The sequence below is a fragment of the Lacticaseibacillus camelliae DSM 22697 = JCM 13995 genome (genome assembly GCF_001311195.1).
Taxonomy (GTDB): domain Bacteria; phylum Bacillota; class Bacilli; order Lactobacillales; family Lactobacillaceae; genus Lacticaseibacillus; species Lacticaseibacillus camelliae.
In genome coordinates, this window is record NZ_BBAJ01000050.1 from 1 (window position 1) to 16,606 (window position 16,606).

A 16,606-nucleotide genomic window follows, 5' to 3' on the forward strand; every position below is an offset into this window, starting at 1 on the left:
AAGTTTACTTGTTCAGCAGGTCCTTAAAGGCGGTTTCGTACTTTTGCACGTCGCCAGCTCCCATGAAGACCAGCACACCGTCCTTGTGCGCAAGCAGCGGTGAGACGTCTTCCAGCTGCAGCACCTGCCCGCCCTTGGGAATCTTGGCCACCACATCCGCGGCCGAAACCGAGCCCGAGGATTCGCGCGCGGAGCTGAAGATCGGCGTGACAAAGACCGAATCAGCCGTGTTCAGGACCGCGGCAAACTCGTCCAGGTAAGCAATGGTCCGCGAGAAGGTGTGCGGCTGAAACACCGCCACGATTTCCTTGTCTGGGAACTTCTGACGCGCAGCGTCCAACGTCGCCTTGATTTCATTTGGATGATGCGCGTAGTCATCGATGATGACCGTGCCCTTGACGTCAGTCTCAGAAAAGCGCCGCTTGACGCCCTTGAAGCCGGCCAGTTCACGGGCGATGTAGTCGGGGTTGAGCCCCTCCGCGTCGCTGACCGCCACGACCGCCAGAGCATTCAGCACACTGTGCTCGCCAAACAGCGGCACGAAGAAGTGACCGATCTTTTGACCGTCATGGTAGGCGTCAAACCCTGAGCCTCAGTCGTCCGCTCAACATTTTTGGCTTGATAATCGTCTTGGTCTGACAACCCGTAGTAGTAGATCGGCACCTTGGCGGTGAGCTTACGCAGCCACTTGTCGTCGCCCCAGGCAAAAATGGCCTTTTTGACCTGGCTGGCCTCGGTCTCGAACGCGTCGTACACGTCCTCGATGCCTGTGTAGTAATCTGGGTGATCGAAATCAATGTTCGTCGCAATGAGGTAGTCCGGGTGATAAGCCAGGAAGTGCCGACGATACTCGTCAGCCTCGAACACGAAGAACTTCGAGTCCTTGGTCCCTTTGCCGGTACCGTCACCAATCAGGTACGAAGTCTTGTCGATCCCGCTCAGCGTGTGCGCCAAAAGTCCTGTCGTGGAGGTCTTGCCGTGCGCGCCGGCGACGCCGATGCTGGTGTAGTTTTCCAGTAGCTTGCCAAGATACTCGTGGTAGCGGAAAAATGGCAAGCCTAGCTCCTTGGCACGCTGCACTTCAGGGTGCTCATCGGTGAAGCTGTTGCCACAGATGATGGTGTAACCCGGCTTGATGTTGTCCGCGTCAAACGGCAGCATCTTGATCCCGGCGGATTCGAGCCCGCGCTGGGTGAAGGTGAACTGCGTGATGTCAGAGCCGAGCACCGTGTGGCCCAAATCGTGAAGGATGAGTGCCAACGCACTCATCCCTGAACCTTTGATCCCGATAAAATAATCGATTTCCTCTGTCATTGTCTGTTTCTACCCTTTCAGCTTAGTCGGCGTCCTGAGCGTCGGCAAATCTTCTTTGTTAATGTACACGTCGCGCGGCTTCGCGCCATTTTGCGCGGCAATGTAGTGGCGGTCGGTCAGCTCGTCGATGAGCTTAGCAGCGCGATTGTAGCCAATGCTGAACTGCCGCTGCAGGGCCGAGGTCGAGATTGTCTCAACCGTCGCCACATATTTTAGCACTTGTGGGAACAACTCGTCCTGCGCTTCGATGGCCTGCGCTTTTTTTGACCAGTTGGTGCGGATCGAACAGGTACTGGGCAGGTTGCTGCCGGCGCACAAAGTCCGTGACCTGCTCCAGCTCCGAATCAATAAACGCGCCTTGCAGGCGAACCGGCTGACTGGCCCCGTTACCTAGGTACAGCATGTCCCCGCGACCCAGCAGATTTTCCGCCCCGGCATGGTCGATGATGGTGCGCGAGTCGACCTGACTGGCCACCATGAACGCGATGCGGGTCGGGATGTTGTTCTTGATCGTCCCGGTGATGACATCCACGCTCGGCCGCTGGGTGGCGACAATCAGGTGAATGCCTGCCGCCCGCGCCTTGGCCGTGATCCTCGCGATGTAGTCCTGAATCTCGCTGGCGGCCACCAGCATGAGATCAGCCAGCTCGTCGATGATCACGACAATGCTCGGCATGACCTGACTGTCTTTGCCGTGCGCCCGCGCCAGCGCGTTGAACTGCGCCAAACTCCGCGCGTGGGCCGCCGCCATTTTCTCGTACCGCCGCTCCATTTCGTCCACGACCCACTTAAGCGCCGCGCTGGCACTCTTGGGTCGGAAACGACCGGCGCGACCAGGTGCGGCAAGCCATCGTAAACCGCCAACTCGACGGCTTTCGGATCGATCAGCAGCAGGCGCACCTGCTGCGGCGTCGCCTTATACAGCAGCGACGTGATCAGGCTGTTAATGAAGACAGATTTCCCGGCTCCGGTCGCACCAGCGATCAGACCATGCGGCATCTTGGCCAAGTTCGCCACAACGGGTTGGCCAAACAAATTGACTCCAAGCGCTACCGTGAGCGGTGACTTAGCCTCACGAAAAGCCGGCGCAGCAAGGATTTCCTTGAGCATGACGGGCCGCGGTTTCACATTCGGCACCTCAATGCCGACCGTGCTGTGGCCGGGAATCGGCGCTCGATGCGAATATCGCGCGCCGCGAGCGCCAACTTCAAGTCATCCTGCAGGTGAGTGATCTTGCTGACCTTCACGCCTGGCGCTAATTTCAGCTGGTACTGAGTGACGGTCGGACCCACCGTGCTGGTCACCACGTGTGCGTCGACGTGAAAATTGGCCAGGGCCGCATCCAGCTGCTCGGTCTGCTTGGCCACCCACGCGCGCTGCGCCGCTGTATCGGCCTGAACCGGTTCTTTCAGCAGTGATAAAGGCGGCAGCTGATATGCAGCGGTCACTGCCGGCTGTTTGGCGGGTTTTGGCCCCGCCTCAGTTGCGGTCGGTCGTGCGGTTGGCCCATCAGTTCGCGGCGTTGCGCCTTTGGCCGAATGAACGGCCTGATGCGTCGCCAAAAACGTTCTGACGCTGCTGGCAACCGCACGCGGATCTGGCCGCGTGGATAGACGCCGCTGGGGTTTGGGAGCAGCTTGCCGAGCCGCCTGATGGTCAGTCAGTAGTTCAGAGACAGTGGCCGGCACACGGCCATCCGCGTCTTTGATCTGAACCAGCGGTGTCGTTTGGGCGAGCTCACGGTCGACCTCTTCCGGAGCGACATCACGCGTCGCTGACCGGATTGGTTGCTTCGAGGCTTCACCACTGCTGTCATGCGCAGCGGCCCGCACCGAAACCGATTTGACTGATTCAACGTTTGCTGCTGAGTCGCAGTCGTGGGTCGGTCAGGCTCCGCAACCGGCTGGCCGACCTCAGCCGAAGCACTTGTCTGGACCTCCTCGCCTGACTCGGTTTCAGGTTGGGCCCAGTCCACGCCCGGCCGCCCGTCATCGAGAATGTACAGTCGGGCCGGATCGACGGTCAGTTGCTGCACGATTTGAGCGTAGTCCACGGTGTCGCCTTGGCGCTGCCAGGCCACACTATCAGGCGTGGCCAGCGCGTCCAGCGGCGCCACGGCCAAGTCATCCTGCGGGCTTTTGCCGGCTGGTTCATGTTGCCGCAGCCTGCGCGGCGGCAATGGATACGCCGCTGGTTTGGTCGTCTGTTGCCGGTGAAACACCGGTCCATCATAATGCGCCATACCTAAGCCCCTTTCCAATTACATTCACCGCCTATTTTAGCATACGCGCACGATAAATCCGCCGCCTGCGATGAAAACGAACGGCTTTATTTTCACGCCAAGGCGACGACTTTTCATCCGCCCGGTGCCAACAAAAAAAACGGCTCTCACACGAGAGTCGTTTGCCTCAGGCCTGCGCCGCAACCACGGCTTCAGCCTGCTTAAAATCAAACGGGGTGCCAGCCGGAATACTGTCTGGCATCAGCAAAATGCCGCGCTTGTCTGGGGCCCGGGAATCCCCAGCTCTTTGGCTGAGCTCAGCATGCCGTCGCTTTCCACGCCCATCAGCTCGCCTGGCCAGATGATTTTACCATCCGGCATCATCGCACCCGGCAGCGCCGCCACGACGGTTTCACCCAAGGCCGCATTCGGCGCGCCGCACACGATCTGCTCCTGATGGCTGCCAAAGTCGACCTTAGTGATGTGCAGGTGGTCGGACTTCGGGTGCGCCTTGAAATCAATGATCTTGCCGATCACAAACTTCGGCGTCTCCGTCAGCGGCAGTGCCCCAGGCAGGCCGGCACCTGAGATGGCGGCGTTCAGCTGACTACGCTGCGCCTCGTCCAGTGTGACCTGACCGCGCCCTTTGACCGGCACAATGGCGCTCACGTGGAAGAAGTTGAACCAAGCGCTTGCCCGTGCTGATCGTAGATGCCGGTGATTCCGGCGCTGGTTTTGACGACCTCGTCTTCCTGGTCTGGCGCGAGAACTGCAACCAGCGTGTCTCCCCACGCGGTTTGATTATAACTAGTGATCAAAAAAAGTTCCTCCCAAATGACCTAGGCCAGGCTGCTGATAAAGTCCTCTACCTGCTGCTTGGTCTTGCGGTCTTTATTCACAAAGCGGCCGATTTCCTTGCCGTCTTCGAACGCGATGAAACTCGGAATGCCCATCACGCCCATTTCCTGTGCGACCTTAATGTTATCATCGCGGTCCACCTTGATAAAGGTGTAGTCGGCAAAGTCCTGCTCGATTTCCGGCATCGCGGCTTGATAAACGCGCAGTCGGGGCACCAGCCCGCCGTGAAAAACAGCATTTGCTTGCCTGGGCCCTTGGCGGCATCCAGTATTTCGGCATCAGATTTGAACTCTTTCATTTTATGCACTCCCTGCTAACTTTTAATAAGGACATTATACAAAGATTGACGCTGGATAGCAATGCATGGCGGGACTTTTTCGGCTATACTGAAAGCCAAAAGGAGTCACGCCATGAAAAAAACAACCGCACTGGCCGCCAGCGTTTTGGGTCTCAGCACGCTGGCCGCGGCCACCACTTACCTCAACCATGTTTACTGGCACAAGACACTGCCCAATCGCCTGTTCAAGCGGGTGCAGCGCGAACTGGCCGCACCCAGCACGATCACCGGCGGCTGGATCGACATGAACCCTGACGCCAGCCTCGTCGATGGCAAACTGCTGGCCAGCTACCGCGGCGGCGTCACCACCACCTCTGGCACCTTCCACTTCACGGTCGCCGAAACTGGCAAGCTGGTCACCCTCGACCGCATCTAACCGTTGCGCCTAGCGCGACGGCTTTTCTTTGCCTTCGGGAAACCGCGCGAGCAGCTCGTAGATCCGCCCACCGCGGCTGGCAAATTTGTGCTCGTACTCGGTTTCCACGTTGTCTTGGACCCGGCCGTCATGGTGCAGATCCAGCGCGACCAGCTCGAAAGTCATGCCAAAATTGTTCATGCTGACCAGCGAGTACTCGAAAAATCCCTGATTGTCGGTTTTAAACTGCAGCTGCCCGCCGGCCGGCAAAATGGCCTGGTACTGCGCTAGAAAAGTCTTGTAGGTCAGCCGCCGCTTTTCATGGCGGCTCTTCGGCCAGGGATCGGAGAAGTTCAAGTACAACCCCGTGATCTCCCCTGGCTCAAAATAGGTGGTCAGGTCTGCCCCGTCGCCCAAGATCAGCTGCAGGTTGGGCAGCTTCAGCGCCACCTGTTTGCGCAGGATGTAGGCGATGGCAACTTCCTGGATCTCCAGCGCAATGAAGTTCCGGTCCGGGTGCAGCTTGGCCATTTCCGTGATGAATTGGCCCTTGCCGGAGCCCACTTCCAAAAACAGCGGCTGCGGTTTTTCAAAGCGGGCCTGCCACTTGCCTGGCATCCCCTCCGGCCGCACGCTGAGGTATTCGGGGTGGGCGTCAATGAGCGGCGCCGCCCACGGCTTGTTCCTTAATCGCATAACGTTCTCCTTCTCATGGCAAGGACCGCGCAAACTGCGCGGTCCTTTTTCATTGCGCCAAGCTCAGCTGCTGGAGCTGAGTCAGCGCCTGATTCATTTCCGTGTAACGTTGCGCAGCGTACTGCGCCGCCACCTCGTGCAAAAGGTGAAGCCGGCCGTACCAAGTGATGCGCTGCAGCAGGTCTGAAGTCAGGCTGCTGCCATAGGCGCGCAGCCAGTCTTCCCACTGCGGCCGCGGCACGTAATTGATCAGGACCACGCTCAGATCAAAGGCGATGTCCCCGAGGCTGGCCTGATCCCAGTCCACCAGGTACAACTGCTGAGAATCAGACAAGAGCCAGTTCTTATGGTTCAAGTCACCGTGGCAGACGCGCATTGGCGCCGCGCCCGGCATGACCTGCAGGGCCGTGATTGTCGCCTGGACCAGCGGGTGCTGGCGCAGCGATGCGGGCAGGTAGATGCGACCTGGTCAAACAGCTGGCGCGGCGTTTGCGGCGAACCGCCAACTTTTTTCAGCATTCGCCTTAGCAGCACCGAGTTGTGCACCTTGCCAAGCAGCTGCGCCACCATCGGACTATTCATTTGCGCGCGGGTCAGCGTGTGGCCATTGACCCAGTCCTGAGCGGTCAGGACGTCGCCGGTCGCAATGCGTTTGGTCCAGATCAGCTTAGGCGTGATGCCCTCGACAGATAAGGCCGCCAAAAAAAGGGGACGCATTGCGTTTTAAAAAGAATTTCTCGTGGGCGTAGACGCCCATAAACGCACCACCGGTCGTGCCGCCTATTGGCTCCAGCGACCAGCCGGGTTCCAAATCGAACAATGCCGCTGCCTCCTTCGGCAGCCCCAATCACGGGACGAAATTTTAAAATCAGCTATAGACATCTTACAGAACCGGTGCGCCCCCGGTCAAGCCGGCATCAAGGGTTTTTTCCGCAGCCGCTGCGGCAGGTACCAAAAAGCGAACAGGACGGCTAAGACCAAGCCCCCGGCCCCAGCGCTCAAGGCAATCAGCCAGTGGCCCAGCACCAGCGGCCCGACCGTCAGCACCAGCGCAAACACGATCAGCAACACCGCGGTCAGGTGCTGAAACGCCGCCCGCTGCTGACTGGCCGGCACCGGATAAAGCCGCGCCATCACCATCTCCGAGTAAGCAAAGGCCAAGGGCAGCAGCTGAAAGCCGACAAGGTACACCAGCAGCGCTGCGACCAGGCCGCCAGCCACCACACCTGGATCAGCGCGAGCACGACGGCGCCGACAACCACCAAGCGCACCCACAGGCCGAGGTAAGTCGTTTGGCGCAAAAAGCCGCGCAGGTACAGGTAGGACCAAGTGTGGGCAGGCGTTTTGCGCACCAGCGGCAGGAAAATGTCCAGCCACTTACGGCGATGCACACCGGAATTGAGTCCGGGCACGTCAGTGAATAAGTTGTAAAAGCGGTACAGCCGATCCATGCGCTTGGTTTCGCTGGCGTTCAGACTCAGCCAGTCCAGGGCAGCAGGCTGAAAGCGGGCCAACACCACCCAGCGAAACCCCAGATTCAGGGCCAAGGCGATCACCATGGCGTACGCCGGATGCAGAAACAGCCCCAAGGTCAGGGCGGCAAACCCGGCCCCAAAGAGCGGGAGCCGCGCGACCCAGGCCGGCCGCGAGACGCCGTAATGGTCGATCAGCTGCAGCCACAGGTCAAGGTCCTTGAATATCAGCAGCGTAAGGCCAAGGGTCACGCCACTGGACAGCGGATCGAAGTGCAGCACCATGAGCAGCGGCACGCTGGCCAAAGCGCTCAGCACCAGGACCGCGCCAGGCAGAAGCAGCGAGTACCGCCGCGCCTTAAACAGATACTGCGCAAAAGCGCTGGTTTGCGGCAGCAGGAACGTCGCGTCCGCTGCTCGCTCAGGCTCGCCAGTTGACCAAAACTGAGCAGCAGCGTGAGGACCAGCGCCAGCGCCGGCCGCAGCCACCACGCCGGCATCAGCGCCTTGACCCACTGGCTGTACCCGTAAAGCAGCGCACCGAACAGAATCAACAAGATCAGCACAAAATGGTCATTGAAGACCAGCCGCAAGTATTTGAATTGTTCTTTTTGATGCCGCCTCAAGCGCCTTGCCAAAGTTTGCGCATCAGCGTTCCTCCGTCATGGCCATGTAAATCGCATCCAGGCTGGCGTCGTCTGCAAGCTTGAAGTCCTGCCGCAGCTGCGCCATGTTGCCGGTGGCCCGGACTTGGCCACTGCGCAGCAGCACAAACTGGTCGGCGTACTGCTGAGCGGTAGCCAAAATGTGCGTGGACATCAGCACAGACGCGCCCGCCGCTTTTTTTGGCCTGGACCAAATCCAGCAGGTCGTGCACGGCCAGCGGGTCCAACCCGGTGAAGGGTTCATCGATGATGTAAAGCTTGGCGTTGGTCATGAACGCCGCCACGATCATAACCTTCTGCTTCATGCCCTTGGAAAACTTGGCCGGAAACCAATCCAGCTTGTTGTCCAGGCGAAACTTCTTAAGCATTTCGTTGGCCTTTGCCCACGCGGCATCCTTGTCCAGCGCATAAGCCATCATGGTCAGCTCCAAGTGCTCGCGCAGCGTCAGCTTGGCGTACAGCACCGGCGTCTCGGGCACGTAGGCAATGGCTTGCCGATAGCCGTCAGGATCTTCGGCAAGGGTCTTATCATCGATCGTGATCTTGCCTTGCTGCGGCGTCAACAGCCCGATAATGTGCTTAATGGTCGTTGACTTGCCCGCCCCGTTTAGACCGATTAACCCAACAATACTCCCATCGGCCACCGTGAAATTCAAATCCTTGAGCACCTGCAGATTGCCGTACCCACCGGTGACGTGTTCTAGCGTCAGCGTCATGCCCAGCCTTCTTTCCTTCTACTCATAGTAATGGTTCTATGATAGCATGGAAGCAGATTAAACGTTGATGAAAGAGGGAAAAGAACATGGATGAAAACTGCATTTTTTTGTAAAATCGTTGCCGGCCAGATTCCCAGCGTGAAAGTCTACGAGGACGACCAGGTCCTGGCGTTCTTGGACATTTCGCAGACCACGCCGGGCCACACGCTGCTGGTGCCCAAGAAGCACGTCGCGGATATTTTTGCCTACGACGAGCAGCTGGCCAAAGCGGTATTTTCACGCGTTCCAAAGCTGGCGCGGGCCATCAAGCGTCAGACCCTCGCATCAAAGGCATGAACATTTTGAACAACAACGGTGAAGTGGCCTACCAAAGCGTCTTCCACTCCCACATTCACCTGGTACCGCGCTACTCACAGGATGATGACTTCTCGATCCACTTCGGCGACCACACCAAGGCCTACACGAATGACCAGCTGCAGGCCATCGCCCAAAAAAATTCGCCAGGAGGTGCAAGACTAATGGCTAAATTCAAAACTGGCTTTCTACTCGGCGCACTTGCCGGCACCTGCTACGTCCTGCTGACCACGAAAAAAAGCGGTCCGGAACGCATTCAGTCCTTCGCCGACTACTCTAAGGACGTCACCGGCGCCACCGAGGACGTCCAGCACGCGGTCAAGCGGCTCGGCAGTGCCTTGGCCGACCTGCAAAAGGAAATCAAGGAAACGCTGCAGCCGACCGTCAAGGACATTACCGATGAGGTCACCGACTTCCAGTTCCAAACCGAAGCCCACAGTCAGGCGCTCCAGACCCAGCTCGACCAGATCGCCAGCACCATTGACGACATTAACCGCGATGCCAGCCAGGCCGACAAACCGGCGCCTGATCGCGCCGACGCCGCGGCCGACCAGCCCGCGGACTAGCCTCAGAAGTTTGAAGCTTCTGTGAATACCGCGCGTATCCGGGCGGTCTGTGGTATATTAGACCCCGTGTTGTAAATCAAATCACATTGAAAGTGGGCTGTTTATTTATGAAGAAATGGATCGCCGGTATCGCCGGTGTCTTGCTTGCCCTGACCTTGGCGGGTTGCTCAAGCGATAACGCCACAGTGGCCAACATGAAGGGCGCCAAAATCACCAAAGACGAGTACTACAACGAAATGAAGACCTCCAGCAGCGGCGGTGAAGACACCCTGCGGAACATGATCGTCACGAAAGCCTTGGAGCAGCAGTACCCAAAGGCCGGGACTGATAAACAGGTCGACAAGCAGTACAACAAGGTCAAGAAGTCGTACACCGACGCCGGTCAGGACTTCGACAGTGCGCTGGCCCAAAGCAACCTGACGACCAAGTCCTTCAAGGACCAGATCAAGACTTCCCTGCTTTCCGAAGCCGCGTTGAAAGACCTGAAGAAACCGACTCAGAAGCAGTTGGACAATCAATGGAAGAAGTACGAGCCAAAAATCACGGTTCAGCACATCCTCGTGGCCAAGGAATCGACTGCCAACGAGGTCTTAGCGGCCCTGAAAAAGGATAACTCGGCAGCAAACTTCAAGACCTTGGCCAAGAAGTACTCAACGGATACCGCCACTGCTTCAAACGCCGGCAAGCTGCCAGCCTTTGATAACACCGATACCAGCCTCGATTCCACCTTCAAGGCTGCGGCCTTCAAGCTGAAGAAGGCCGGCGACTACACCACCACCCCGGTCAAGACGAGTTACGGCTATCACATCATCCGCGCGGTCAAGATCCCGAAAAAGGGCAGTGAGCAGTCACACAAGAAGGAACTGACCGATCAGCTCTACACTTCTTGGGAAAGCGACAGCACCGTCATGAACGGGATCATCAAGAAGGTCCTGACCAAGGCGGATGTTTCAATCAAGGACAACGATTTGAAGAATGTCCTTTCCGTTTACCTCGGCTCAAGCAGTTCTGCTAAGTAGGCAAAAATCAATCCATGTCTCTCTTCGGAGAGGCATTTTTGCGCAAAGCCATCGGCGCAAACGCCGATGGCATTAATGACACTCATGATTGCTTACGCCAGGTAGACTTTGACCTCGTACGGCCGAAGCGTCTCCCCCAAATCGTCCGGGTAGTTGCTTTGCAGCAGCTCCCCAGCCGTGGCGGCGCAAGCGCGCGTGATGTTTTTCGCCGTCCAGTTGGCCACCAGGGTCAGCGTCTGGCCCTCGTAGTGCCGCTGATAGGCCCAGACCTTCTCGTCGTCTTCGGCCAGCGGCTGAAAGTCGCCGTACGTGATGATGGGATTCGCGGCCCGCAAGAGGTTCATCTGCCGGTAGAAGTTGAAGACCGAATTTTGGTCGCGGACTTCCTGATCGGCGTTAATGGTCACGTAGTTGGGGTTCACTTTGAGCCACGGGGTCACCCCCGCCGGCGTGAAGCCAGCGTTGGGCTTGGTGCCCCACTGCATCGGTGTGCGGGCGTTGTCGCGCGACCCGGCAGCGAGGCCGGCCAGCATTTGCGCTGGCGTCAGCGCCTTTTTTTCGTCGACCCACTCATGGTAGCCGTTCAGGCTTTCAATGTCGCGGTAGTCGCTGAGCTTGGTGAACGCCGCATTGTTGGTCATCCCCAGCTCCTCGCCTTGGTAAATGTACGGGGTGCCCTGCTGGTAGTGGAGCACCGCCCCCAGCATTTTGGCCGAACGCTCGCGGAACTCCGGCGAATCGTTGCCGAAGCGGGACACCACTCGCGGCTGATCGTGGTTGTTCCAGTACAGCGAATTCCAGGCCTGGCCATCCAGCCCCACCTGCCAGCGGTCCATGATTTTTTTCAGGGTGGACAGCTTGAACGGATGGTGTACCCACTTGCCGAATTTTGGATCCAGGTCCACGCCCATGTGCTGGAACTGGAAGATCATGTTGAGCTCATGCGTGTCAAACCCGGTGTAGTCGCGCGCCAATGCCGGCGTCGTGCCCGGCATTTCACCGACGGTCATGATGTCGTAGTGGCTCAGGACCTCCCGGTTCATTTCCTTCAGGTAGTCCTGCACCTGCGGCATGTTGATCGGCGACGGGGAAGCCGATGTGAAGATTTCCGGCTTGCCGATGAAGTTGATGACATCCATCCGGAACCCGTCGATGCCCTTGTCCAGCCAGAAGCGCATCAGGTCGTAAACGGATTGACGCACCGCCGGCAGCCGCCAGTTGAGGTCGGGCTGTTTTTTGGAAAACAGGTGCAGGTAGTACTGCTTGCGGGTCTCGTCGTACTGCCAGGCCGAGCCGGAGAAGCTCGACTCCCAGTCGTTTGGCGCGTGCCCATCGACCGGATCGACCCACAGGTAGTAATCGCTGTACGGATTGTTCCGGCTCTTGCGGCTTTCGACGAACCAGTGATGCTCGTCGCTGGTGTGGTTGACCACCAGATCCATCACGATCTTCAGCCCGCGGGCGTGCGCCGCGTTCAGCAGTTGGTCGAAGTCCTGCATCGTGCCGAAATCCGGATGAATGGCCTGGTAATCACTGATGTCATAACCGTTATCATCGTTGGGACTCGCGTAAATCGGGTTCAGCCAAATCACGTTGGCCCCGAGCTGCTTAATGTAGTCGAGGCGATCCCGAATGCCCCGCAGATCGCCGATGCCATCGCCATCACTGTCCTGAAACGACCGGGGATAAACCTGGTACACGACTGCTTCTTTCCACCATGCTTTTGCCATAAAGACCCTCCTCTTCGCAATGCACCTTTAGTATAGCGTTTTCGCCCGCGCCGACGCATAAAAAAACGCCGCCTTTTTCAAGGCGACGAGGCGTTAATTATTTCGGATCGGGATAGGTTTGACCGTTTTCGGGCCGGTAGAAGCGGCGGTTGTCCATCCCAAACAGCCGCTCCGTGAACGTGCCTGGGTCGACGTGCTGGTAAGCCGTGGTCAGCATGTTGATCTCGGCATCCAGCTCGTCCAGGTCATGCAGGATCTGCGCTTCCAAAAGCTCCGGGCGCACAGGCGAACCGTATTCAAGAAGACCATGGTGCGCCAGGATCATGTGGCGCAGCATGATCATGTCCTCCTGGTGGATGTCGATTTTCATATCGTTGGCCACGCGCACGATTTCCTCATCGACCAGGACGATGTGGCCGATCATGTTGCCTTCCATCGTGTAATCGGTCGACACGGCGGAGGACAGCTCCATGGTTTTGCCTAAGTCATGCAGAATCGCCCCGGCGTACAGCAGCGACTTGTTGACCGCCGGGTACTGGCCCGCGACGCTTTTGGCCAGACGCAGAATGCTGAGGGTGTGAAAGGCTAGCCCACCGGCGAAGGCGTGGTGATTCGACTTGGCGGCCGGATACGTCAAGAATTCCTGCTTATGGTCGGCCAATAGCCGGCGCACCACGCGATTCCAGTTGGCATTCGTGATCTGGAAGATAAAATCATTGAGCTCCTGGCCCATGTCGTCCTTGGACTCCGGCGCGTGCTCAACATAGTTCTCGGGGTCATTGCCCTCTTCCTGCGTCGCCAGCCGCATCGTGTAGATCTTAATCTGCGGCTTGCCCTGATACAGCTCGCGCTTGCCCGACAGCAGCACCACCACCCCGGCTGGTACTGGGCGATGTCGTCCTCGGACGCATCCCAGAACTTGGCCGTGATGTGGCCAGACGGGTCCTGGAACGTGAACGCGATGAACTTCTTGCCGTTCTTCGCAATCCGCACCTCAGCCCCTTTGATCAGCAGCGCCAGCTTCATGTCCTGACCGTTTTCGTAATCAAAAATTTGCTTTGCCATATTTTCACCTTTTCTATGGAACGCCTGTCGCCTTATTTTACCGCTCACGGGCCCAAACGAAAAGCACGCCGAACTTGCGGCGTGCTTTGGGCTTACTTATCGGCTGGCTTTTGCGTGCTGTCTTGGTAAAGCTCGGCGATCGGCGTCGAAATGATCCGGTTGAGATCGTCCATCACCGTCGACATTGCCTGCTCCTTAGCCATCAAGTCCTTGATGCGTCGATGTTTTGCATCTTTGAGGACAGGTCTTGAAGCGGCTTCACGTCCTCCTCAGTGACTTCCTGGCCGGCCGCCTGCTTTTGCTGCAGCGACATCTGCAGGTTCTGAAACTGCTGGAACAGGGCGTAACCCATCGTGTCGAGCTTGAGCATGTCGTAGCTCTTCTTCAAGTCCTGGAACTGCTGACTGCTCTTGAGATCTTCCGCGAGCTGATTTGCGCTATCGTATACGTTTGCCATGAGGCACCTCATTTGTTTAGATTAATTGCCTAACAATCCTTTGATGCCATTGTACCACTCCGACACCGTATTCTTGGCCGAGTCGACCCCATTTTGAATCCCATTTTGGATGGTGGACCACAGGTCGGCGCCGCCGTTGTCCGCATTCGGCGTCTGCAAGGTCGCCCGGCACTGGCATCCGTGGTGTTGAACTTGGTCTGCGGCGTGGCCGGCAAAATGTTAGTCATCTCCTGCCGGTAGAGCTTCAGCGCCCCCTGTCCAGGCTGCAAGTAATGCGTGGCGTCGGTGTTCGCAAAGCCGGACCAGGTGGCGACCACGATGTCCGGCGTGTACCCGAGACCCAAGAGTCCTTTGCGCCCAGCCCATTGCCCCAGGTCTTCGGCGTTTCCACGGTGCCGGTTTTGCCGGCGATCGTGTAGCGTATGGCTTAGCCGTTTGGCCGGTGCCTTCGTTGTAAACCCCGATCATCATGCTGGTCATTTCCGTGGCCACCGACTGCTTCATGATGCGCTTGCTCGACGGCTCGTTGTTGACGACCGTCTTCCCGGTAGCATCAACGATCTTGCGAATGAAGTGCGTCTGCGGCAGCGTGCCGCCGCTGGCGTAGGCCGAGTAGGCCCGCGCAAACGTCAGCGGCGAAAAGCCGGTGGAGACCCCGCCCAGGACTGCGCCCAAGTGGTGCTGATCCTTTTTCGGCAAATTGATGCCAAACCGGCTCAGGCTGGCAACCCCTTTGCTCATGCCGATCTGGTTCAGCAACCACACCGCCGGCGCGTTGGTTGAGTCGGCCAGCGCCTTGTACATCGGCATGGTGCCGGCGTAGATCCCGGTATCGTTGGTCGGCGTGTAATGGTCCTTGCCGTAGCTGATCTTCTTGTCGGTCAGTTCACTGTCGTAGGAATACCCGTTTTCCAGCGCTGGCGTGTAGGCCATCAGCGGTTTGAGGAGCGAGCCGGGCTGGCGCTGCAGCTGCGTGGCGTAGTTGAAACCAAGATAAACATGCGGGCCGCGCGAGCCCACTACCGCCAGCACCCCGCCGGTCTTCGGGTCGACGGCGACTGAGGCCGCCTGCGCCTTGGTGCCGTCGGCCGCGTTTTGAGGAAACACGTAGTCGTTGTCAAAGGCCGCCTGCATCTGGTCCTGGTACGTCGGGTTGAGCGTCGTGTAAATCCGGTACCCCTTGTTGACGATGTCGTCTTGAGAAATGCCGTCCTGTTTGTACGCCTCTTCGATGACCGAATCGAAAAAGTATGGATACTTCTGCTGATTGTCGGCGGTGTAAGTATCCTTCAGCGTCAGCGTCGTCGCCTTGGCCGCCTGCACTTGCGCCGCGGTCAGCTTGCCGTTATCCTGCTCGAGGCCCAGCACCAGGTTGCGCCGGGCAATGGCGTTATCCATGTGATCAATGGGGTTGTAAAAGCTGGGACTGCGCAGCATCGCGGCGAGCGTCGCGCCTTCGCCGGCGTTCAGCTGGCTGGCGTGCTTGCCAAAGTAACGCTGCGACGCGTCTTCCACGCCCCAGACCCCGTTGCCGAAGTAAGCGTTGTTCAGGTACATCGTCAGAATGTCGTTTTTAGAGTAAACTCGAGTCAGTTGCACGGCCAGAAAAATCTCCTGACCCTTGCGCAGAAACGTCTGCTTTTGAGATAGCAGGGTGTTTTTCGCCAGCTGCTGGGTGATGGTACTGCCGCCGCCGGTAATTTGGCCGTGGTGAATGACCAACCCAAGCGCCGCACGGGCAATCCCTTTAATGTCAAAACCGGGATTCGTGTAAAAACTGCGGTCCTCAGTGGAGATCACCGCATTTTGAATGTTGGGTGAGATTTGCGTAAGGGGCACGTACGTCCCTTTTTGCCCGTACAGCTTGCCCGCCTCGCGGTCATCCTCGTCGTAAAGCGTGGTCTTGGTCTGCAGGCTGCTCTTGATGTCTTGCACGTTGGCGGTTTTGGCCTTGTAGGTGAACCAGGTCGAAAAGGCAAGCGTGAGCGACAGCAAAATTAAAATCAGCCAGCGGATCACTTGGAACCGCCGGAAGAACCATGCGATCCCGTGTCCGGCCTTGGTAGATACGGCCGCACGGCAGCCCAGAATGCTTTCAACTGGTGGTCCCCCTTTCCTAACATGTGACTAGTTTAGCATACGCGCAAAATCCCGGATTCGGCCTTGCGCCGGATTTTACGCAAATTACAGAAAGGAGCCTGTCATGCCACAGTTTGAACTTCACGCCATCGCTCAGGCCGCCCCGAATATCCGCGCGCTGCTTCACGCCTGGCAGGTGCCTAAGGCCTGGATCGCCAAGCTCCGCCGCACGCAAGGCGTCTTGATCGACGGCGCCTACCAAACGTTCAACCAACCCGTCGCCGCCGGTGCCCCAGTCACCTTGCGCTTCACGGCCCCAGCCACAGCCTACTACCGGCCCGAATTGCTGCCGCTGACAGTCGCCTACGAGGACGCCCAGCTGCTGATTGTCGTCAAACCCGCCGGTCAAAAACCGCACCCCAACCGGCCGGACGAAGGCGGCACCCTGATGAACGCAGCGGCGGGCTACCTCGCGCCGCGCCCGGTTTACATCACTCACAGGCTCGACATGCTGACCTCGGGCCTGACGATCATCGCCAAGGACCCGATCAGCCAGGGCATCATCAACCAACAGCTCGCCGCCAAAACCGCGGCCCGCACCTACACCGCGCTCGTTCCGCGCGGCCTGCCGCCCACCGGAAAGATCGAGGCGCCCATCGGCCAAGATCCGGCCGACCAGCGCAAGCGCATGGTGCGAAAAGA

Annotated in this window: 6 protein-coding genes and 11 pseudogenes; 4 read left to right on the forward strand and 13 right to left on the reverse strand. The window is 58.4% G+C overall.

Going from position 1 to position 16,606, the window contains the following annotated elements; genetic code table 11:
- Positions 1-4: 4 nt before the first annotated feature.
- From murC to JCM13995_RS09335, 5 genes and pseudogenes are all read right to left on the reverse strand, one after another.
- Positions 5-1,314, reverse strand: a pseudogene (gene murC, locus JCM13995_RS09300) (UDP-N-acetylmuramate--L-alanine ligase).
- Positions 1,315-1,323: 9 nt separating this feature from the next.
- Positions 1,324-2,963 (reverse strand): annotated as a pseudogene (locus tag JCM13995_RS13935) (DNA translocase FtsK); the annotation flags it as partial.
- Positions 2,964-2,974: 11 nt separating this feature from the next.
- Positions 2,975-3,556, reverse strand: a complete 582-nt coding sequence (locus JCM13995_RS16155) for a hypothetical protein (RefSeq protein ID WP_054664965.1) — start codon at positions 3,554-3,556, stop codon at positions 2,975-2,977.
- Between the two features lie 166 nt (positions 3,557-3,722).
- Positions 3,723-4,353: pseudogene (gene ytpR / locus JCM13995_RS09330) on the reverse strand (YtpR family tRNA-binding protein).
- A gap of 21 nt (positions 4,354-4,374) precedes the next feature.
- Positions 4,375-4,691: pseudogene (locus tag JCM13995_RS09335) on the reverse strand (thioredoxin family protein).
- A 112-nt stretch (positions 4,692-4,803) separates the two neighbouring features.
- Between JCM13995_RS09335 and JCM13995_RS09340 the strand changes: the two are divergent.
- Positions 4,804-5,106 carry a hypothetical protein gene (locus JCM13995_RS09340; RefSeq protein ID WP_054664966.1) on the forward strand — a complete coding sequence of 101 codons (303 nt, stop codon included), beginning with the start codon at positions 4,804-4,806 and terminating at the stop codon, positions 5,104-5,106.
- 9 nt (positions 5,107-5,115) lie between these two features.
- Here the strand turns inward: JCM13995_RS09340 and trmB are convergent, their stop codons facing one another.
- The 4 genes and pseudogenes from trmB to JCM13995_RS09360 form a co-directional block, all read right to left on the reverse strand.
- Positions 5,116-5,781 carry a tRNA (guanosine(46)-N7)-methyltransferase TrmB gene (trmB, locus tag JCM13995_RS09345; RefSeq protein ID WP_054664968.1) on the reverse strand — a complete coding sequence of 222 codons (666 nt, stop codon included), beginning with the start codon at positions 5,779-5,781 and terminating at the stop codon, positions 5,116-5,118.
- Between the two features lie 49 nt (positions 5,782-5,830).
- Positions 5,831-6,601: pseudogene (locus tag JCM13995_RS09350) on the reverse strand (phosphotransferase).
- An 86-nt stretch (positions 6,602-6,687) separates the two neighbouring features.
- A pseudogene (locus tag JCM13995_RS09355) lies at positions 6,688-7,891 on the reverse strand (ABC transporter permease).
- A 10-nt stretch (positions 7,892-7,901) separates the two neighbouring features.
- Positions 7,902-8,634 (reverse strand): annotated as a pseudogene (locus JCM13995_RS09360) (ABC transporter ATP-binding protein).
- A gap of 90 nt (positions 8,635-8,724) precedes the next feature.
- Here JCM13995_RS09360 and JCM13995_RS14540 point away from each other — a divergent pair.
- Both JCM13995_RS14540 and JCM13995_RS09370 read left to right on the forward strand, forming a co-directional pair.
- Positions 8,725-9,128: pseudogene (locus tag JCM13995_RS14540) on the forward strand (HIT family protein); the annotation flags it as partial.
- 533 nt (positions 9,129-9,661) lie between these two features.
- The gene (locus JCM13995_RS09370; RefSeq protein WP_054664971.1) at positions 9,662-10,573 is read left to right on the forward strand and encodes a peptidylprolyl isomerase; all 912 of its coding nucleotides are present in this window, start codon (positions 9,662-9,664) and stop codon (positions 10,571-10,573) included.
- A gap of 92 nt (positions 10,574-10,665) precedes the next feature.
- On the opposite strand, the gene JCM13995_RS09375 is transcribed toward JCM13995_RS09370, so the two are convergent.
- From JCM13995_RS09375 to JCM13995_RS09390, 4 genes and pseudogenes are all read right to left on the reverse strand, one after another.
- Positions 10,666-12,303 carry a glycoside hydrolase family 13 protein gene (locus JCM13995_RS09375; RefSeq protein ID WP_054664977.1) on the reverse strand — a complete coding sequence of 546 codons (1,638 nt, stop codon included), beginning with the start codon at positions 12,301-12,303 and terminating at the stop codon, positions 10,666-10,668.
- Positions 12,304-12,400: 97 nt separating this feature from the next.
- Positions 12,401-13,368, reverse strand: a pseudogene (locus tag JCM13995_RS09380) (3'-5' exoribonuclease YhaM family protein).
- Positions 13,369-13,460: 92 nt separating this feature from the next.
- Positions 13,461-13,825, reverse strand: a pseudogene (locus JCM13995_RS09385) (YlbF family regulator).
- A 21-nt stretch (positions 13,826-13,846) separates the two neighbouring features.
- Positions 13,847-15,916: pseudogene (locus JCM13995_RS09390) on the reverse strand (PBP1A family penicillin-binding protein).
- 112 nt (positions 15,917-16,028) lie between these two features.
- On the opposite strand from JCM13995_RS09390, the gene JCM13995_RS09395 reads away from it, so the two are divergent.
- Positions 16,029-16,606, forward strand: a 578-nt coding sequence (locus tag JCM13995_RS09395) for a pseudouridine synthase (RefSeq protein WP_054664980.1), incomplete at its 3' end; no start/stop codon positions are given.

Coding starts and splice junctions, on each gene's coding strand:
- JCM13995_RS09340 (WP_054664966.1), top strand. CDS start 4,804: ATGAAAAAAACAACCGCACTGGCCGCCAGCGTTTTGGGTCTCAGCACG.
- JCM13995_RS16155 (WP_054664965.1), bottom strand. CDS start 3,556: ATGGCGCATTATGATGGACCGGTGTTTCACCGGCAACAGACGACCAAA.
- JCM13995_RS09375 (WP_054664977.1), bottom strand. CDS start 12,303: ATGGCAAAAGCATGGTGGAAAGAAGCAGTCGTGTACCAGGTTTATCCC.
- trmB (WP_054664968.1), bottom strand. CDS start 5,781: ATGCGATTAAGGAACAAGCCGTGGGCGGCGCCGCTCATTGACGCCCAC.
- JCM13995_RS09370 (WP_054664971.1), top strand. CDS start 9,662: ATGAAGAAATGGATCGCCGGTATCGCCGGTGTCTTGCTTGCCCTGACC.